Annotated in this window: 14 protein-coding genes and 2 pseudogenes; 7 read left to right on the forward strand and 9 right to left on the reverse strand. The window is 70.6% G+C overall.

The genetic code is table 11. The features are described from left to right. Positions 1-2,436: TM0106 family RecB-like putative nuclease (locus NBX02_RS02130; protein WP_250289739.1), on the reverse strand; the 2,436-nt coding region annotated here is incomplete at its 3' end. Positions 2,437-2,672: 236 nt separating this feature from the next. Here NBX02_RS02130 and NBX02_RS02135 point away from each other — a divergent pair. After that, positions 2,673-3,239: a Uma2 family endonuclease gene (locus NBX02_RS02135; RefSeq protein WP_445548210.1), complete on the forward strand. Its 567-nt coding sequence runs from the start codon at positions 2,673-2,675 to the stop codon at positions 3,237-3,239. A gap of 155 nt (positions 3,240-3,394) precedes the next feature. Here the strand turns inward: NBX02_RS02135 and NBX02_RS02140 are convergent, their stop codons facing one another. Beyond that, the gene (locus tag NBX02_RS02140; RefSeq protein WP_250289740.1) at positions 3,395-4,510 is read right to left on the reverse strand and encodes a hypothetical protein; all 1,116 of its coding nucleotides are present in this window, start codon (positions 4,508-4,510) and stop codon (positions 3,395-3,397) included. Between the two features lie 522 nt (positions 4,511-5,032). Between NBX02_RS02140 and NBX02_RS02145 the strand changes: the two genes are divergently transcribed. From NBX02_RS02145 to NBX02_RS02160, 4 genes and pseudogenes are all read left to right on the forward strand, one after another. Beyond that, positions 5,033-7,654, forward strand: a complete 2,622-nt coding sequence (locus NBX02_RS02145) for an ATP-binding cassette domain-containing protein (protein ID WP_250283678.1) — start codon at positions 5,033-5,035, stop codon at positions 7,652-7,654. Between the two features lie 185 nt (positions 7,655-7,839). Then, complete coding sequence (locus NBX02_RS02150; RefSeq protein WP_250283676.1) at positions 7,840-8,784, forward strand: ParA family protein; 945 nt, start codon at positions 7,840-7,842, stop codon at positions 8,782-8,784. 283 nt (positions 8,785-9,067) lie between these two features. Then, a complete protein-coding gene (locus NBX02_RS02155) occupies positions 9,068-9,226 on the forward strand; it encodes a hypothetical protein (RefSeq protein ID WP_157180533.1) in 159 nt (52 codons plus the stop codon). A 15-nt stretch (positions 9,227-9,241) separates the two neighbouring features. Then, a pseudogene (locus NBX02_RS02160) lies at positions 9,242-9,429 on the forward strand (IS982 family transposase); the annotation flags it as partial. 27 nt (positions 9,430-9,456) lie between these two features. Here NBX02_RS02160 and NBX02_RS02165 read toward each other — a convergent pair. Beyond that, complete coding sequence (locus NBX02_RS02165; protein ID WP_250283674.1) at positions 9,457-9,624, reverse strand: hypothetical protein; 168 nt, start codon at positions 9,622-9,624, stop codon at positions 9,457-9,459. 155 nt (positions 9,625-9,779) lie between these two features. Between NBX02_RS02165 and NBX02_RS22850 the strand changes: the two are divergent. Both NBX02_RS22850 and NBX02_RS02170 read left to right on the forward strand, forming a co-directional pair. Beyond that, a pseudogene (locus tag NBX02_RS22850) lies at positions 9,780-9,914 on the forward strand (adenosylhomocysteinase); the annotation flags it as partial. Positions 9,915-9,919: 5 nt separating this feature from the next. Continuing rightward, positions 9,920-10,462 carry an NUDIX hydrolase gene (locus NBX02_RS02170; RefSeq protein WP_445548211.1) on the forward strand — a complete coding sequence of 181 codons (543 nt, stop codon included), beginning with the start codon at positions 9,920-9,922 and terminating at the stop codon, positions 10,460-10,462. Positions 10,463-10,854: 392 nt separating this feature from the next. Here NBX02_RS02170 and NBX02_RS22855 read toward each other — a convergent pair whose 3' ends face one another. The 6 genes from NBX02_RS22855 to glgC form a co-directional block, all read right to left on the reverse strand. Next, a complete protein-coding gene (locus tag NBX02_RS22855; protein ID WP_445548212.1) occupies positions 10,855-13,221 on the reverse strand; it encodes a lamin tail domain-containing protein in 2,367 nt (788 codons plus the stop codon). A 169-nt stretch (positions 13,222-13,390) separates the two neighbouring features. Further along, the gene (locus tag NBX02_RS02190; protein WP_250283670.1) at positions 13,391-14,401 is read right to left on the reverse strand and encodes a DUF2889 domain-containing protein; all 1,011 of its coding nucleotides are present in this window, start codon (positions 14,399-14,401) and stop codon (positions 13,391-13,393) included. 218 nt (positions 14,402-14,619) lie between these two features. After that, the gene (locus NBX02_RS02195) at positions 14,620-15,615 is read right to left on the reverse strand and encodes a metallophosphoesterase (RefSeq protein WP_250283668.1); all 996 of its coding nucleotides are present in this window, start codon (positions 15,613-15,615) and stop codon (positions 14,620-14,622) included. Between the two features lie 133 nt (positions 15,616-15,748). Next, entirely contained in the window at positions 15,749-16,336 is a 588-nt protein-coding gene (locus tag NBX02_RS02200; protein WP_250283666.1) for a DUF1353 domain-containing protein, read from the reverse strand. Between the two features lie 103 nt (positions 16,337-16,439). Next, positions 16,440-17,615 carry a glycogen synthase gene (gene glgA / locus NBX02_RS02205; protein WP_250283664.1) on the reverse strand — a complete coding sequence of 392 codons (1,176 nt, stop codon included), beginning with the start codon at positions 17,613-17,615 and terminating at the stop codon, positions 16,440-16,442. Between the two features lie 177 nt (positions 17,616-17,792). Beyond that, positions 17,793-19,037 carry a glucose-1-phosphate adenylyltransferase gene (gene glgC / locus NBX02_RS02210; protein ID WP_250283662.1) on the reverse strand — a complete coding sequence of 415 codons (1,245 nt, stop codon included), beginning with the start codon at positions 19,035-19,037 and terminating at the stop codon, positions 17,793-17,795. Between the last annotated feature and the right edge of the window lie 517 nt (positions 19,038-19,554).

Here is a 19,554-nt window from a genome sequence, read left to right on the forward strand (position 1 = left end):
GTCCATGGCCGCTCCGCCCGGCAGCTCCGGCCCGGCCCGCCGCGGGGCGGGCACCAGGCTCGGGGGAGGCAGGGCGGCGGCCACCGTCCGCGCGAGTTCGGCGATCGCCGCCGGTTTGGGTTCCGGGCGCACCGGCGGGCCGGGCAGCACCGCCAGTGGCGGTTCGGCGTCGTTGTCCTCCGGCGCCGCGGTCTCCCGGACGAGCAGCCGGTCGGGCTCGCCGCGTTCGATCTCGGCGTCCCGGGTGCGGCCGCCGGCGGCGCCGTTACCGGCTTGGCTGACAGCACCGTTACCGACGGCGTCCGGATAGAGCAGCCGGACTCGCTCACCGGTGGCGAACGGATGGGTGCGGTCGGGGTCGAGCGAGGCGAGCAGTCCGCGCCGGGCCTTCTTCTGCCGTCCGGTGGGGGTGCTCCAGCCCTCGACAACGGCCCATTCCAGCGGGACGGCGCAGCCGTCGTCGGCTTCCAGCGCGGCCCGGTCGGCGCTGAGCCAGGCGAAGAACTCCCACCAGGCGGGCTTGTTCTCCCGCCGGTGGTAGCCGACGGCGGCCCCCAGCAGCGCCCGGGCCCGCTCGTCGTCGCTCCAGGCCGCCGGGTCCTCGGGCAGGCCGGCGAGCAGCGCGTCAACGGTCGCGTCGGTGGGATCCGGCGTCGTGTCGGCGGCGGCCTCCTCGGCGTCCGCCGCCGGCGCGGGCGTGATCCCCTCGGCCGCGCGCAGGCCGAGCAGCCAGCGGTGCAGGCGATGGGTGGACACGCAGTCGACCCGGTTGTACTCGGCGATCTCGTGGAGGACGTGCTCGGCGGCCGCCCGCTCGCCGGCCGCGCGGTGCGCCAGGACGTTCTCGTAGGCGACGATGCTGTCGACGGCGGTCTTGACCCCGGCGCCGCGCGCCCCCGGCAGGTACAGCGGCTCCAGATACTTGATCGAGTACGAGCGCTGGGAGATCTTCAGGCTGCGCCGGACGACCGTGTACAGGTCCACCAGCCGGTGCCCGGCGAGCAGGGCGTCCACCTGCCGTTCGCGGGTGCCGTGCCTGGCCGCGAGCCGCTTGAGCGCGTTCGGTTCATACGGTGCGTAGTGATATATGTGCGCCCGGGGATGATCGGTGAGCCGTTGCAGCGCCCAGTCGACGAACCGCTCGAACGCGCGCTTCTCCTCGGCGCGGTCGTGCGCCCAGAACGGGTGGAAGACCTCCACGGCATCGGCGGCGAAGCCCGCCGCGGGGCCGGAGCCGCCCGTCTCCTCGACGTCTGCGCCGCTGTCAACGGCGGCGGCATCGGCGGCGGTGGCATCGGCGGTGGCATCGGCGGAGACGTCGAGGGTGACGGCGCCGAACAGGTACTCCAGACCGGCGTTGTCCAGCGCGTACGGGTCGCCCTCCATGTCGAAGTAGATATCGCCGGGATCCGGCGCCGGCAGGGACGCGAGCCCGTCGGGCGCGACCACCCGGACGGTCACCGTGCCGGTCCGGTCCTCGTCGGTGCGGGTCGCGTCCTGGATGATCTGTAACTGTGCCTGGAGCCGCAGCCCGGCGAACGTCGCCGCCGCCATCGAGGCGGGGCGCCGCTCGTCGCCCGCGGCGGCAAGCTCCTCGACCGAGGTGATGCCGGCGGCCCGCAGCTTGCGCCGCTGGTCCGTGCGCAGGCCGGCGACCAGCGACAGGTCACGGGCGGCTTCCCGGCCCCGCTCGCAGTGGGCGGCGAACGCGCAGGCCCCGCAGGCGGGCCGCGGATCGCCCCAGGACGGCCGGGGGGCCGCGGGCGGGTGCTCGAGCTGCGCGGTCAGCCTGCCCCGGGCGTGGTCGACCATGGGCGCGACGTCCTCGACCCGCAGCGACTCCAGCCGGCCGTCGCCGAGTAACAGGTGGATGCGCCGCGCGGCGGCCACCCCGATCGTCGGCAGCGCCCGGGCGTAGGAGGCCAGCTGCACCACGGCCGCGGGACGGGCGTGCCGGGCGAGCTTGGCGTCGTACGGCTCGTAGCGGCCGGGCACGGCCTCGCCGGTGCGCGCGCCGGTGACCGGGTCGAGGTGCGTGGCGACCAGGAAGTCGGGCCGTCCCTGGTAGGAGCCGTCGAAGAGCACCGCCTGGTAGATAACGGCGGCCCCGGCCGCGACGGCCGCACGGGTCTGCTCCCGGGCGGCCTCCAGCGCGGCCAGACCGCTCTCGGGGCGTTCGATCATCGCGACGGCGTCGGCGCCGAAGATGCCGACGAAGTGCGCGAGCCACCGCCGTTCGTGCGCGTCACCGTGGCGGACCAGCAGTTCGTCCGCTTCACCGGCCGTGATCGGCTCGCCGGTGGTGTCGTCGTCCAGCCGTACCCCGGCCGCGTGGGCGTGCGACAGCGCGAGCCGGTGCCCGCACTCGAGCGCGTCGACGACGTCGCTCGCCGACACCACCCACCGGTCCTCGAACCGCTGCATGCTCCTCCGCATCGCCCGGATCCCTGTTCCCGGGATCGCCCGCCGGGCCCGTGGAAAGCGCCGTGGCCATCATCCTCGCCCCGGATTCCCGGGTGCTCTGCGCGGTCCCCGCCGTAGCGTGGGGACCGCGCAGAGCTCACGGTATGCTTGATCCCAGCGGCGCGCGGCGTCGGACACGTCCCGGCGTCAGGCACGTCCCGGCGTCAGGCAGCCCCAGGTCTGCCGCGTGGGTTCGCAGGAGGTGTGCCATGGCCGCGGAGATGGTCGCTCCCGCATGTATGCACGAACAGATCACTGCGGAGCAGTATGACTCCTGGTCCGAGGACCAGTGCGCGGGCATCGAGATCGTGGATGGAATGATCGTTGTAAGCCCCAGCGCGTCCATGCGGCACAACCGGCTGGCCCGGATCCTCGCGAATGCCCTGGACACGGCCGGCGGGGCGGACTGGAACGCCGATACGGACTTCGACGTCCGGCTGCAGGACGTGCCGCTGACCAATCGGCGTCCGGATGTCGTGGTGTACCGCGCGGACACGATCGATGTCACGCCCACCCGTCCGGAGCACGTGCTGCTGATTGCGGAGATCGTCTCGCCGGGTTCGGAGACCACGGACAGGATCGTGAAGGCGGACCAGTACGCCAGATCCGGCATTGCCTACTACTGGCGGATCGAGGAGTCCGCCACCGGTGCTCCGCTGGTGTACACCCATGTCCTCGACCCGGCGACCAGGACCTACCGGAACGCGGAGGTGTTCGTCGGTGTGCTCGACACCACGGCACCCTTCCCCGTGAAGCTCGACCTCGGCCGGCTCTGACGCTGATCCGACGATCGGCGGCGCCGATGACCGCCTGGTAGGGCGGGGCAGGTCGCGGCGGCAGACATCGGCATCATGCGGGCTGATTCTGATCTCGATATGTCTGAATCGTGTTTCAGCGGCCGGCTGGCGGCGGAGGCCTGCGCGACGGTGCGCTAACCGGTTCGGGTGCCGTAGCGGGTGGCGGCGTCGCGGACGAGCCGCAGGGATTCGGTGTCGGCGGTCAGGTGTTCGCTGTCCATCAGGCTGAACGCGAACAGGCCGGCGCCGGTGACCTGGCGTATGTAGTCGTCGGTGAAAACCGCCCGCAGATCGTTGTGCCAGGTGTCCGCCGAGCCGTCGTCGGGTTTGTAGTGCGCGACCATGACCGGGCCGTATTTCCCGAGGATTCGGGTCATGTCACGGATGTCGTCGACGTTGTTCTTCGAGTCCATCGCCTGGAAGCTCTGGAAGTCCGACTGCCGCAGCACGTCGTCGAAATACCCGATCAGTGATTTCCCGCCGCCCTTCCCGGGGTCGTCCCAGCGGGCCTGCCAGCCACCCCAGCCGAGGGAGATCCGGGCGTTCGGCGCTGTCGAGCGGAAGATTCCCATGGCGGCGGTGTACTGGTCCTTGAGCTTGAGGTAGTAGTTCGTCACCTCCGGGGTGGCGGCCCAGGTGTTGGCCTTGCACGGGTAGGTCTGCAGTTCGGTGAACAGTGTGACGTACAGCGGCGGCCCGTCCGCCGCGCCGCCGAATATCTGGGCGAGCCGGCGGGTGTCGCTGAGGAACGACGACGATAGGGGGTAGTCCCGCCCGCAGGCCGGCCCGTACCTGGTCTGCACGGTGGTGACCCTGCCCGCCCCGCCGAGCCACACGACGAGATGGATCGCGCGCCCACCGGCGTAGACCCGCGGAATCAGGTCCTTCGACCAGTCGGTGAGAAAACCGAAGTCATTGGGGCTGTTGTACCAGGTCGTGAACATTCCCAGCTGGTCGGCGACGGGTGAGGCCGAGTCGCTGTCGAGGGAGGGGCCGAGGCCGAACACAAGCTTGCCGGCCCGGCCGAAACCGGGCGGCCTGGCCGCGCCGGTATTCGCGCCGCCGGTATTCGCGCCGCCGGTTTTTTCCACACCGCCGGACGCGCCGGCCGCCGCGCCGCCTGCTGGCGCCGCACCGGTAGGAGCGGTGACGGGGACGGCTGCGGGGACGGCTGCGGAGGTGGTCGACGCCACTGCCGGCTGCCGTGCCGGCGGGCGGCCTGCCAGGTCCGGCAGCGACCACACGACCATTCCGGCCAGCGTCGTACAGAGGATAATTCCGGCCGTCAGGACAGGAAAACGCTTCAGTACGGACAAGGGGGCCGCTCCGTAATTTTTCCGAAGTTTTCCCCCGGACGGGGACAGCGTACATGCCGCGGCACCGGATGATCTCCGAGGCGGAGGCCGTCGCTCGAGTGAAGGTGATGACACGGACGACGCTGACGACACGACGGCGCGGCCGCGGCACCGACGAGGCGGCGTCCGGCACTCGGCATCCGATGTCGGATATCCGACCGCCTCCGCGCTGGCCTGCCGCTGGTCACGACCACCGTCGGAGCCGTCGGAGCCGTCGGAGCGCTGGTCGAGCCACTCGTCGTGTCGCTGGTTGCACCACCGGTCACACCGCCGCCGGCCGCGTTGTCGCCGGCCGGCCCGTTCGGTCGAAACCCCCGATTCCGTGCGGATGCGGCAGTTATGATCGCTCCGGCGAAGGACGCCGGTAGCGACTGGCCCGGTGGCCGCCAACCTCCGGCCGCGGGGGGAGATGAGCAGGTGGATGGGACCGCGCTGCAGGTCGACACCCCGGACGGGCAGGTTGTCCTCGCGGGGGCTGGGCCGTATGTGGTCGGGCGGGCACGTCAGGCCGATGTCGTTGTCGTCGACCGGCGCGTGTCCCGACGGCATCTGATCCTGGAGTCGGGCACCGACGGCTGGCTGGTGCGTGACACCAGCGCCAACGGCCTGTGGCGTGACGGCAGGCGGGTGGGCAACGTCAACGTCACCTCACATGGTGGTCAGGTCCGGATCCGCCTTGGCGCCGCGGACGGGCCGGAGATCGTTTTCGTGCCGCGCTCCGCTCCTCACCCGCAGCCGCCGGGCTGGACGGAGCGGCCTGGCGACCCGCTGACCGCGCTGGCCGGCGCTGGTGACGCCAGCGGCCCGCGGGCCGGGCGGGTGCTCCGGGGCGGTGCGGCCGACGACGACGTGTCAACGTCCCAACATCAGGTGGTGGGCCACGACCGCAGGGTCCACCGGCTGCGTCCCGGGCGGATGATGCTGGGCCGCTCCCAGGACAACGACGTGGTCGTGGACGACTTACTGGCCTCTCGACACCATGCCCAGCTCCGGATCGGCCCGCAGCGCCGGGTCGACGGCGGCGTGGGCGGTAGCGGCGTGGGCGGCAGCAGGGCCGGTGGTGCCATCGTCGGCGATCAAGGTAACGGTAAGATCATGGAAGGTGATAACGCTGCCGGCGTCGCCGTCGAGGTCGTCGATCTGGGGTCGGCCAACGGCACGTTCGTCAACGGTCAGCGGGTGGCCCAGGCGTTCGTGGCGCAGCGTGACGTCATCGCGATCGGGCACCACCTGTTCCAGCTCGACGGCGGCACGCTGGTCGAGTACGTCGACGGCGGCGACGTCACCTTCGAGGTGAAGAGCCTGTCGGTGTGGGCCGGCCCCAAGCAGCTCATGCACGACGTCACGTTCCGGCTGCCGGCCCGGTCGCTGCTCGGCGTCGTCGGCCCGAGCGGCGCGGGCAAGTCGACGTTACTCAACGCGCTCACCGGGTTCCGCCCGGCAGACGCCGGCGTGGTCCGCTACGCCGGTCGGGATCTCTACGCCGAGTACGACGAGCTGCGCCGCCGGATCGGCTACGTCCCGCAGGCCGACCCGCTGCACGGTCAGCTCACCGTCCGCCAGGCCCTGGAGTACGGCGCCGAGCTGCGCTTCCCCGCGGACACGACGGTGGAGGAGCGGCGCAGCCGGGTCCGGGAGGTCATCTCCCAGCTCGGGCTGCACGGCCATGCCGACACGCCGGTGAGCCGGCTGTCGGGCGGGCAGCGCAAGCGGACCAGCGTCGCTCTTGAGCTGCTGACCCGCCCGACCCTGCTGTTCCTGGACGAGCCCACCTCCGGCCTTGACCCGGCGAACGACCAGTCGGTGATGGAGGCGCTGCACGGGCTCGCCCACGGCAGCGACGGCGCGGCCGGTGCCGCCGCGGGCGCCGCTACCGGCGGCGAGGGCCGTACGGTGATCGTGGTCACGCACAGTGTTTTGTTTCTTGATCTTTGTGACTACCTGCTGGTGCTCGCTCCCGGCGGCCACGTGGCCTACTTCGGCCCGAGCGAGGGTGCGCTGCGCTTCTTCGGCAAGAAGGACTTCAAGGAGTTCGTGGCCGTCTTCCGGGAGCTGGAGGCGACCCCGGGCGACGTGCTCGCGGCCCGCTTCCGCGCGTCCGAGTACTACGTCCCGTCCGCCGTTGTCGCGCCGGTCGTGCGCCGCCCGCCGGCGCTGCTGCCCGGCATCCGCCAGCAGCCGGTGACGGCGCAGCTCTCGACGCTGGTCAGGCGGTACCTGCGGGTCGTGTTCGCGGACCGCTCCTACCTGCGACTGATCATCGCGTTCCCGTTCCTGCTCGGGATCATCCCAAGGGTCATCCCGGCGAAGGACGGTCTGGCGCCGTTGCGGGAGCCCAATCCGGACGCGACCAAGGTGCTGGTCGTGCTCGTGCTGTGCGCGTGCTTCATGGGGATGGCGAACTCCGTGCGCGAGATCGTCAAGGAGCGGCCGATCTACCGGCGGGAGCGCACGATCGGCCTGTCGCGCACCGCCTACCTCGGCTCGAAGATCGCGGTTCTGACCGCGATCACCACCTGTCAGTGCGTGGTGTTCACCCTGATCGGTTTACTCGGGCGCCTGCCGGCCGATGCGGTACTGCTCGGCTCGCCCCTCGGGGAGTGTCTGATCGCGGTGGTCGTGGCGGCGCTGTCATCGATGATGATCGGGCTGCTGGTGTCGACGCTGGTGGACAACGCCGACAAGACCATGCCCGTGCTCGTGCTGGTCACCATGGCCCAGCTCGTGCTCTCCGGGGGCCTGGTGTCGGCGGTGGGACGGCCGGTGCTCGAACAGGTGAGCTGGATCGCGCCGGCCCGCTGGGGCTTTGCCGCGCTGGGCTCGACCGCCAACCTCAACGAGGTCGCCAAGCTCGGCCGCGTCGGGCCCCGGGGCGATCCGCCGGATCCGCTGTGGGAGCACAGCGGATCCACCTGGTTCCTCGACATCCTCGCCGGGATGGGGGTGGGCGTCGCCGCACTGGTACTGACCGCGTACATGATCCGTCGGATCGAGCCGAAGGTGAGCCGGCGCAGGACGACCGCGGATCCGTCATCCTGAGGTGACGGATCCGCGGCCGGGGAGGCCGCCCGCGTGACCGGAGGGACGACGGCGACGCGGCTGTGGGCTCGTCAGCCCGTCCCGGGCCGTCACCATGATCGGAGGTGCGCGCTATCGTGGCGGTTCATCTGGTCGGATCTCACCGCGGCGGCCCCGCGCCGGTGAGGGTAGGCGGGGGAACGACGTTGACGCACATCATCTCGACGATCAACCTCAAGGGAGGCGTCGGCAAGACGACGATCACCGCGGCCCTGGCGGAGATTCTGGCCGGGGAGCACGGCAGGCGAGTACTGATCATCGATCTCGACCCGCAGACGAACCTGACCGTCTTCATGATCGGCGAAGCGCGCTGGCAGGAGCTCAACGACTCCGGCCGGACGCTCGCGACGCTCTTCCGGGACGCGGTGGACCCGGGCCCGGCCGGCGGCCTCTTCGACGTCCACCAGGCGTTGCAGCGGGATGTCTCCCCGGTGGCCAGCGTCACCCAGGTCGACCTGCTGGCCTCCTCGCTGGACCTCATCGACCTCCAGGACAGGCTGCTGTCGGCCGCCGGGCCGCCCGCCGCCGTCGGCGGCCACAACCCGGTGGAGCTGCTGCACCGGCAGATCGAGAAGATCGCCGACGACTACGACTACATCCTCGTGGACTGCCCGCCGAACCTGAGCGTGCTCACCCTGAACGGGCTGCGGATCTCGCACGGCTACATTGTCCCGACGATCCCGGACGTCATGTCCACGTACGGAATTCCGCAGATACGGTCCAGGATCCAGAAGTTCGCCACGAGCGTGGGCCGGGTCATCCCCGCCGTCGGCCTGGTCGTCAGCAAGTACCGGGCGAACGTCTCGCTGCACCGGCAGACCGCCGACTACCTGGCCCGCTCCGGCAAGGAGACCGGCCTGCGCGTGTTCAGCTCCCGGATCCCGGACTCGACGGAGATCGCGGAGGCGGCGGAGTTCAACGACTGGGGCACCCTGCGGCAGCGGTACGGCTACCACCGGCACTACGACGCCCTGGCCTCCCTCGCCACCGAGTTCATAGCCGCCGTCGAGGACACCGTCCCGTCATCGCGGCCCTCTTCGCCGCCTTCTTCGGGGTCGTCTTCTTCGGAGCCGCGGGACGTGCCTTCGTAGGACATGCCCACGAGCGCAACGGACACATACCCGATCACGCCCGATCACGCCAACCGCGGTAGCCGCCCGCGAACCAGGCGCGCCTGGCAGGCCATGACGCCCCCGATGTCTACGACGTCCACGACAGGCCTGTCGGGCATCGGCCCGACCCCGGATCGTTCGTCCTGCCTCGACAGCCCCGGAACCAGCCGCTACGGGTGCTTCATCCGCATCATTCTTAAATTCAATGAAACTTTATGACAAAACACTACGAAACATCTTTCCGTCGGCCGTGTCCGCCGGGATGACGCTGTCGGCGTGGGTGGACAAGATGCTGGCCGAGTCGATCTGGACCGTCCGGTTCGCCCGCCAGCAGCAGCGCAACGCCGCCCTGGGCGTCACCCCGGACTACCTGGCGGCCGAGTATGCCAGGCTGGAGGACCTGCGGCGTGCGGCAGGGTGAGGTGTGGGCGCGCGCCGACACCTGGTCGAGTCGGTCAACGACACCCTCAAAGGGCAGCCTGACCTGGAACAACACGGCGGCCGAACCTTCGAGGGCGTCGCGATCCGGGTCGCCAGCGGCTACTGGCGATGGCCGCGGCGATCTGGCACAACAACAAGACCGCCGCGCCCGTCACCCGATCATTGATCGCCTACGGCCACTGACCGACCCAACCGTTCGGACCTACTCGTCTAGAGGCTCGTCACCGACGGGTGGTCGGCCGCCAGCTTGGCCCGCAGCGCGTCGATGAGCCCCTGGTCGTACGGCCCGGGTGACCAGTTCTGCTTCTGCAGTTCCTCGGGGATCGGCCGGGGCGAGGTGAGGTCGTCCGTCTCCGGGGTGTAGTCGTCCCGCCACACGTGTGGGGTCTGGGGAGGAGCGGTGATGGGGAAGGGCAGCTGCTTGATGAGCTGTATCGCGACCGCGTGAGTGGGATGCCTTCCTGGGCGGCGCGAGGGCCGGGGAGTTCGAGCGGCCGTAGCGAGCGCCGTGATCCTGCGAGTCGGGGGACGCCTACCTGGTCCAAGCCGAGATACTCGCCGGGATCAGGATGCTCACCCGCGGCGATCTCACTCCCGGTATGCACGAGGTTCCCGCCGCCGACCGCGCCGCGATCGCGGCTATCTGGCTCTCCTACTTCAACAGGTGATCAACTTGGCCATCACGGCAGACCACATCCGCGCCACCCTGACCACCTACCTCGACACCCACCCCGAGGAGAAACCCGGCCTCGCGCCCGTTCTCGACCTCCTCGACACCGGCGCCGACCTCACCTCCCGCGGGGAGTTCCGCGGCCACGCGACCGCCGGCGCGATCCTCGCCGACGCCGACGGACGCATCCTGCACATCCACCACCGAGCACTCGACACGTGGCTCCTGCCCGGCGGCCACCTGGAGACCCAGGACACCTCGCTACTGGAAGCAGCCCTACGCGAACTCGCCGAGGAAACCGGCATCCCCACCAACGCGGTCACCCCCGCGGACGTCCACCCCATCCACATCGACGTCCACCCCATCCCCGCCAACGACGCCAAGGGCGAGCCGGAGCACCGGCACGTCGACGTCCGGTTCCTCTTCCGCACCACCGCCGACGTTCACCAGCTTCAGACCGAGGAGGTCACCGACGCGGCCTGGCGCACCATCGACAACCTCGGTGACGCGACGCTGCGACAGCGCATCGCCGAAACCCTTCGCTGACGCCCGGCCGCCCGCCCCGGCGCATCCGGTTCCGGACGCAACGGGGGGGCGAGCCTCCATCGCCGCCACCCACGCGCCTCACATCCCTGAACGGCGCACGACCCCACTGCCTGCGCAAAGGACCTGACAGCCCAATACGCCGCATCCAGGGGCGCCATGACCGTCGGGCTGGCCAGGGAGGTCGCGACGGACGGCATCATGATCGATTCTGTAGATCTATCCCCACCGCACTCCCGCGCCGGAACGAGTGTGTAAGTGGTTGCTGGGGCAGCCACTTACGTACTCGTTAACATGATCGCTTTTGTTTGGGAGTGCCGACTCGGAGGTGCCGGCCGCCATGTACGGTGACCGGCACCAGGTCCTGCTGCGGAGAAACGCCGGGGTGCGGAAACTCAGGGCAGGGTGAGGTGGGCTACCTGGGGGTCGTGGTCGCTTTGTTGGGTGGCGAACTCGGAGTTCACGTGGACCACGTCGTAGCTGTGCGCGGCGCCGGCCAGCGCGGTGGAGAGCAGGATGTGGTCGAGGACCTGCGAGTTGCCCTCGTAGACGTAGGTGTAGCGCTCGGCGTCGGCCAGGGTGGCCGGCAGGTCGGTCAGGCCGGCGCTGGTCAGGGTCTGCACCGGCGCCGAGTAGGGGAAGTCGTTCAGGTCGCCGGCCACCACGATCCGTGCCTGGCTGTCGATCGCCAGGATCGACTGGACGAAGTTCCGCACCACCGTCGCCTGCTGGTTGCGCTGCGTCTCGCTGGCGAGGGCCGGTGGCTGGTAGCGGCCGAACAGCGGGTCGTCACCGCCCTTGGAGTTCCAGTGGTTGGCGATCACGAACAGTGGCTTGGAGTTGAAGGAGAACTTGCCGACCAGCGGCTTGCGGCTGGCGTTGAAGGCCGAGTTGGTCGGGTCGATCCGGCCGGGGTTGACACTGAGGTTCACCCGGTCGGCGGGGCTGCCGCTGTCGGAGACGGCCACCGCGGTGGTGGAGCCGCCGGGTGTGCCGGGGGCGAAGGTGAGCCCGATGTCGGTGCGGAACAGGAAACCGACGCGGATGTTGCCGCCGGGCTCGCCGCCGTCCTGATCGTCCACCGGGCTGATCTGCTGGTAGGTATAGGCCGGCCCGCCCGCGGCACCGATCGCGTTGATCAGCCTGGTCCAGGTCTGGTCGGCGGCCACCACCGAGCTGTTGGTCGCCCCGTCGTTGTCCTGGACCTCCTCGACGGTGATGATCCCCGGCGCGGCCAGGCTGGTCACGATCTGGTGCGCCAGCCCGTCGAACTTGCTCTGCGGGTCGGACGGGTCGAGGTTCTCCACGTTGAACGTGGCGACCGAGATCTGCCCGGCGCCCGGCCCACCGGTGCTCTCCGCTGTGAGCCCGCCCGCCACTCGGCTGATCGCGCTGGTCAGCAGCAGTTTGAAGTTGCCGAAGGAGTAGTCGAGGACGCCGGCCGCCGGGCCGGAGAAGTGGTCGCCCACGTTCACCCCGGCGGGCGTGGAGCCGGCCAGCGCGGCGTCGTCCAGGATGATCCGTTCCGGGTTGGCGTCGGTCTGGCGGGTCACGATGCCGCCGCGGGTGGTGCGCACGGACGCGTTCGCGCCGTCGTCACCGAGCACCGGGATCTCGTTGTAGCTGTTGGCCGGGCCCACCGCCACCGGGTTGTTCACCTGGACGCGCATGCCCTCCAGGGACTCGTAGAAGTCGATGCCGTCGGTGGCGGGGTCGAAGGTGCCCGAGGTCTCGACGCTGCCCGTGGCGTCGTTGTCGATCACTGTGGCCGGTGGTACCCGGCCGCCGGTGCCGATGACGGCCACCGCCGGGACGGCCCGGGTGCCCAGTACGGAGACGGACGGTGAAGTGATCTCCGTGGTGGTCAGGTTCGTGCTGCCCGACCCGCCCGGCCGGTACTCCGAGACGGTCCCGCCGACCGCGACCTCCTGGCCGACGGTGGCCGTGGGCGCGCTGGAGGTGTACACGAACAGGCCTTCGGAGGTGGCGTCGTTCGCGTCCGGGCACGGGTCCTGGTACCAGAAGCCGTTGCCCGTCACCGCGGTGACCACACCGCGCACGTCGGACACCGGCTGGCCGTTACGTGGGGAGATGTGCGCGCTGCCCTGGACGTCCCGGATGCGGGTGGTGTAGCCGGCGCAGCCGCCGCCCCCGCCACCCTGGGAGTTCTGCGGGGTGGGGCTGACCTTGGCGAAGTCGCTCGCGTTGTTGTCGCTGTCGGTAGCCGGGTTCGACCTGGTCGCCGAGGTGGTGTTGGACAGGGCCTGGGCCGGGGAGGTCTCGTAGTCGTTCGCGCCGCCGTAGCCGACGAAGTCCTTCACCCCCGGCGCGGTGTCGCAGTTGCCGCCGCAGGTCAGGGCGGTGGTGCTGGTGACGAGCGCGACCTTGCCGGAGGTGGCCGACAGGTTCGTCGTGCCGGTCGCGTCCGGGGTGGGCAGCGCGGCGCCCTGGCTGCCGCCGGAGCCGAGCCTGACCAGATACCTGGCGCCGGGCTGGATCGTGCCGGACAACGCGGTGACGAGATAGTTCGTACCGGACGCGGACGCGTACTGCGTGGACCAGCCGGCAACGCTGACCGCCGTGGTGCCCCGGTTGTACAGCTCCACGAAGTCGTTGAGATACGGCGCGCCGCTGTTGCCGCCGCCGCCGTAAACCTCGCTGATCACCACGTCGGGCGAGGCCGAGAAGGCCGGGGCCGCGACAATCCCGGTGAAGCCGCCGGCCATGGTTACGGCGAGTACGGGCAGCAGCAGGCGCCGCACGAAGGACCGACCACGTGGCGAAGGGCAAGAATGATCCATGAACGGGCTCCTGGCCGACAGTGCGTGGACAGCGACACGAGCCCGTCATCTCTATCGAGTGGACGGTGTTGATTACCATCAGGTAAAGGCGACGGTCGGTGAACGGATGCGTGAATTTCTGACGTGACGGTCAGGCCAGCAGCGGGAGCAGGGCGTGGACGTCGGCGAGCGCGCGGAGCTGGTCGGTGAGGTGGGTGCAGGTCGTCGGCCCGGTCATGGAGGAGCGCAGCCCGTGGCGCAGCCCGGCCAGGCGCTGGCCGAGGACACGGCTGACGCTCGCCCCGGCGGACGGGCACTGCGGGCCCGGCAGGACGCGGGGTGTCGCCTGAGCCGCGCGGACCGTCGCGGTGGCGAGGTCGATCGTGGCGTCGACGGCGTACTCGTGCACGATTGCTTCCGAGCCGTCCAGGTCGCGGTAGATGTCCCGGAAGAACGCGTCCACCACGGCCTCGCCCGGCCGCGGCCCGGGTGTCACGTCGATCCTGCGCCGCCGCCGGACGCTGCCGGGTGGCAGTGGCGGTGCGGCGTGCCAGCCCAGTGGATCACTGTCGTCGTCCAGCCTGGGTGCGTTCGGCCCGTGGCCCATGAGGGCGGACGGATCCTCACGGTTGGCGATGTCCAGCCCGCCGCCGGCCACCCAGCCGGCGCAGACGTCGACCGGGGGCATGCGGACGTCGGTGAACGGCGTTCCGACGATGCGGGCGATCATCGAGCCTGAGATCAGCGTGACCACGGGCACCTCGTCGAGGAGCAGCCCGGGCAGGGTGCCCCCGACGGTCAGCTCGGGCACGGCCCGGTCCAGCGCGGTACGGAAGCCCGAACCGGCCCGGGCGCCCAGCAGCGCGTCACTGCCGGCCACCGCCGGGTCACACTCGATCGCGGTGACCGTCCGGTCGCCGAAATAGTCGATCGTGACCCGGACGCCGGCCTCGGCCACGACCTGGGCGTCGCTGTCCGTTCCCGTCCGCTCCCCGACGGTGCGCAGGTCGCGTGCTCGGCCGACGATCACCACCGGGCTTTCGGTGTCGCCCGGGCACAGGACGTCAACTGTGCTGGTACGACGCACCGAGCCCGGGACACGCGGCGGTGTACCGGTGGTCGGTCCGGCGGGGGAGAGCCACTGGAGAGCAGTCGTCGTCACCCTTCCAAGGGTTACACTCCGAACCGCCGATGGCTCTGTGGCAGCCTGTCCGGAGCAGGGAAGTTGGCAACGTCACGTCCTCCGTGTCATCTCCGCGGTTGCCGGCCTGTTGCTCGATGGTTCTTCGAACCACGGTTCTTCGAACCACCGAGCAGGCCAGGGACCGGGGCTCTCCGGATCCGCCGGGCCCGCCGCCCGCCCGCCTGTCGGCCGGTCCGTCAGGTGGACGGCACCGTCCGCGTCGTCCACGAGAAGACGCCCGGCGTGCGTGGGTTGGCGGTGACCCGCAACCACTGCGTGGCGGTGTCGCCGAAGGTCTCCAGCCGGGTCAGGTTGGGTACTCCGGCGTAGGCGGGTTCCACCTCGTAGATGTGCTCGTCGCCGTGCACGAGCAGGACCGGCTTGCCGTATCCGCGCGACCGTTCGGCGATACGTCGGCGGATCTCGGTGAAGCCCGGGGTCTCGGTGGGCTCGGCCTGCATCAACAGGAGCACGCCGGGAGCGTGGGTGCGCTCGGCGGTGGCAAAAGCGGTGTCGATCCAGTCGAGTGCGGCGGCCCTGCGTGCCTCGAACTCGGCCAGCCGCAGGTCCGGCCGGTCCCCGCCGGGCAGCTGTGACCACGGTGCCAGATCGTTCTCGCTGCCGACGACGTGCACGGTGGCGAAGACGATCCGGTTCCGGGTGAAGAGCACGTTTTCGCGGTACTCGCGGTGGCGTTGGTCGGAGGCCTGTGTCGCCACCCGCAGCTGGTGACGGCCGAGGGTACGGCCCGGTTCCGGGAAGAACGCCCGGCGAACCGCCTCCAGGCGCTCGGTGGGCAGGTATCCGCCGGCGGCCGTACGGTGGCAGTCGGTCCATTCGTTGTCGCCGGGTGTCAGCACGAACGGATCGTCGAACGTGCCGAAGAGCTGTGCCAGATCGGCGAAACGGGCGTCGTCACAGGTGGACGAGCCGTTCTTGACGTCACCGGCGTGCAGCACGAAGCGTATGTCCGCGTCGGCGTTGACGGTGTCGACCAGGCGCGGGAGGACGGCGCGCTGGGCGTCGCCGTAAGGAGTGTCGCCCAGCAGGGCGAAGGTGACCGCGGGCCCGTCGGGGCCGGCAGGGCCGGGGTTGCCGGGGTTGCCGGGCGCGGCGATGGCGGTACCGGCCGGGACGAGTCCCGCGGCCGCAACGGTCGCGGCAAGCGCCACTGCTAACAGGTGTCGTCGCATGCGATGACTCTCGACACCTTCGACCACCGGCCGGTGACGACAGTTCAGCCACCGGGCGACGCCTGGTCGACAAACGCAGTGCGCTGACATCCACGGGCCGCTCGGCACCGGCCCGTGGAAGATGCGGGATCGTTCACGACGGCGTCCACCGGAATGACGGAGGGTTGACCTTTTTCACCGGCTTTCCGGTCGGTGCCCGCCGGCTGCCGATTTTCAGGATCAGGAAGGCGATGGATTCGGCGAGATAGAAGACGAAGAGCGCGGCGAGGACGACGCAGCCGGGAACCAGGACGAAGAGAAAACCGGGAAGGGCGACGGCGACGAGCGCGGCGAGCTGCCCGAACCCCGGGCGCCACAGCGTGGACAGCCCCGATTTCCGGACGCCGGCGAGTCGCACCGCCGCCCACATCAGCCACCGCCGTAAGAAGGCCACATCGAGCTCACGCATTGCCCGGCGGAAGATCCCGTCCGCGTCGGCGCGGTCGAAGTCGCCGGCGTCGGCCAGTTTCCACAGCCAGTCGTGCAGGATGGCCGCCTTGGTGTAACGCCCGTATGTGGGTACCAGCCAGGTGAGGAAGCGTGGGACCGACGCGAAGTCGGTCGTAAACCCCGTCGGCACGGTGAAGACCTGTTTCTTGCCCTCGTAGCTGACGGGTTCCAGCAGGCGCCAACGGATGTCGTCGATCTCTTCGACGGCGATCCTGTCACTGAGAAAGGGCATGTGTCCCTCGTCGTTCGTTCCGCGGCGGTGGGGGCGAGGACGGGCAGGCCCCGGACGATAGCCGGAGCCAGGAGGACGACCGGAGCGAGGGACGGCTGCGGGATCAGGAGGACGGCCGGAGCCGGGCAGGGGAGAGGACCGACTCGTACAGGCGGGCGGTCCGCTCCGCCACGGCCTGCCAGCCGAACTCTGCGACGGCCCGGTCCCGGCCCCGGCGGCCCATCGCGTCCGCGCGCGCCGGGTCGCCCAGCAGCGTGTTGACGGCTTCGGCGAGCGCCGCGGGGTCCTCGGGCGGGACGAGCAGCCCGGTCACACGATCGTCGACGACCTCGGGGATGCCACCGACCCGGGAGGCGACCACGGCCGTCCCGCAGGCCATGGCCTCGAGGTTGACGATCCCCAGCGGCTCGTACACCGACGGGCAGACGAAGACGGCCGCGTGCGTCAGGAGCTGGATGACCTCGGGTTTGGACAGCATCCCCGGGAGCCACACGACGCCCTTGCGGGTGTCGCGCAGCTGGTCGACCTGCGCGGTCACCTCCGCGAGCAGGTCGTCGGTGTCGGGCGCGCCCGCGCAGAGCACGAGCTGGGCCCGCGGGTCGAGCCCGGCCGCCGCCTTCAGCAGCACCGGCAGGCCCTTCTGCCGGGTGATCCGCCCGACGAACACCACCGACGGCTGCTGCGGGTCGACGCCGTGGCGGGCGAGGACGTCGGTGCCCGGATCCGGGGCGTACTCGTCGGTGTCGATCCCGTTGCCGATGACGTGCACCCGGGCCGGGTCGACCGCCGGATAGGCCGACAGGACGTCCGCCCGCATGCCCCCGCTCACCGCGATGACGGCCGCTGCCGACTCGATGGCGACCCGCTCACACCACGATGACAGCGCGTAGCCGCCACCGAGCTGCTCGGCCTTCCACGGCCGCAGCGGCTCAAGGGAGTGCGAGGTCATCACGTGCGGGATCCCGTACAGCAGGGACGCCAGGTGCCCGCCGAGGTTGGCGTACCAGGTGTGCGAGTGCACCAGGTCGGCGCCCGCGACGGCGGCGGTGGCGGACAGGTCGGCCGACACCGTCCGCAGCGCCTCCCCGGCGTCCGCGAGCAGGTCCCAGGGCCGGTGCGCGCGCACCGCGATGCCGTCCGGGCTCGGCCGGTCGGCGCCCTGGCAGTGCACGGCCAGGTCCACCAGGTGGGCCAGCTCGCGGGCGAGGTACTCGACGTGCACCCCCGCGCCGCCGTAGACCTCCGGTGGGTACTCCCTGGTCAGCAGTGAAACGCGCATGCCCGCCCTTGTGGTTGGTGACCTGTGGTTGGTGATCGCCGGGCCGGCGCCTGGAGCCCGGCTGGAGCCCGGCCGGAGCCGGCCGGAGCTGGCTGAGGCCCGCGGAGCCGGCTGAAGCCTGGGGCCCCGTTCGGAGCCCGGCCCGCCAGCCCACCGTCGACGGGCCCGGCCCGGCTGTCAGCAGGTGATCGTGACGCCCTTCCCGACGACGGTCACGCCCTCCGGGCTCACGGCGAACCCGCGGGCGCGGTCGTGCTCCTTGTCCACCCCGACCTCGGCGCCCTCGGGCACGATCACGTTCTTGTCGAGGACGGCGTCGCGGACCACGGCCCGTCGTCCGATCACCGTGTTGTGCATGACGACCGCGTTCTCGACCTGCGCCCACGAGTTCACCCGCACGCCCGGCGACAGCACCGAGTGGCGCACCAGGCCGCCAGAAATGATCACGCCGTTGCTGACGATGCTGTTGACGGCCGTGCCGGTCCGGTCCGGGTGCTCGTGGACGAACTTCGCCGGCGGCAGGGACGGGACGTTGGTCAGGATGGGCCAGTTCCGGTTGTACAGGTTGAACACCGGGTCGACCGCGCACAGGTCCATCTGCGCGTCGAAGTAGGAGTCCAGGGTGCCGACGTCACGCCAGTAGCCGCGGTCCCGGTCGTTGGCTCCGGGAACGTCGTTGGCGGAGAAGTCGTAGACATGCGCCATGCCGGCCTTGGCGAGCATCGGGATGATGTTCCCGCCCATGTCGTGGACGCTGGTGTCGTCGTCCGCGTCGGCCCGCAGCGCGTCTATCAGGACGTCCGTCGAGAAGACGTAGTTGCCCATGGACGCGTACGTCTGCTCGGGGCTGTCCGGCAGGCCGGGCGGGTCGGCGGGCTTCTCCAGGAAGGCGTCGATGGTGTAACCGTCCGCGCCGGGGCGGATCACGCCGAGCTGCGTGCCGTCGGCCCGCGGGACGCGCAGGCCGGCGACGGTGACGCCGGCTCCGCTGGTCAGGTGCTGGTCGACCATCTGCCGCGGGTCCATCCGGTAGACGTGGTCGGCGCCGAAGACGACCACGATGTCCGGCTGGTCGTCGTAGACGAGGTTGAGGGACTGGTGGATGGCGTCCGCGGACCCGGTGTACCAGCGGGGGCCGAGCCGCTGCTGGGCCGGTACCGGGGTGATGTAGTTGCCGAGCAGGTTGCTCATCCGCCAGGTGGTGGTGATGTGGCGGTCCAGGCTGTGGCTCTTGTACTGGGTGAGCACGCAGATCCGCAGGTAGCCGGCGTTGGCCAGGTTCGACAGGACGAAGTCGATCAGCCGGTAGAGGCCGCCGAAGGGGACGGCCGGCTTGGCCCGGTCGGCGGTGAGTGGCGCGAGCCGCTTGCCCTCACCTCCGGCCAGCACGACACCCAGCACTCGTGGTCGTGGTCGTGACATCCCAGACCTCCAGGGTGACGCCGATGCTTGTAACTGCTTGGTTGCTAATGGTTCAGATAGCACAGTGTGATTGCGGTGAGTGACTGCGCTGTGTCGTCATCGACCGGTCGGGCGCGACCGCGTTCGGCCAGGCCGACAATGCCGAAGCCTAACAGCGGGTAGTGGAATTCGGGCTCCGGACCGTAAATCCGCGACGACCTGCCACCGCCGGGTTTACCGCCGCCCGGTAGCCGGACCGCCCGGCGGGGCGGACTGCCACCCGGCGCATCACCCTCTGTTTACCGCAGCCCCGATAGCCGGGCCGCCCCCGGCGCCCGTGACAAGGATCATCCCGCTGGACGCCGGGACACGGGCCTGTTGCCGGCGTCCATCCAGGTGGCCGGGCTGCCCGTGCGCCAGGTCGTCTCAGGTGCCGGGCCGCCCGCGGCATGCTCCGGTTCCGGCGGCGCCCTGGCCGCCTGCGGACGGTCGCAGGTGGCTGCTGTCGGTTGAAAAGGACGGCCGGTTGGAAGCCGGG

The organism is Protofrankia sp. CiP1_Cm_nod1, assembly GCF_920888515.1.
Lineage (GTDB): Bacteria > Actinomycetota > Actinomycetes > Frankiales > Frankiaceae > Protofrankia.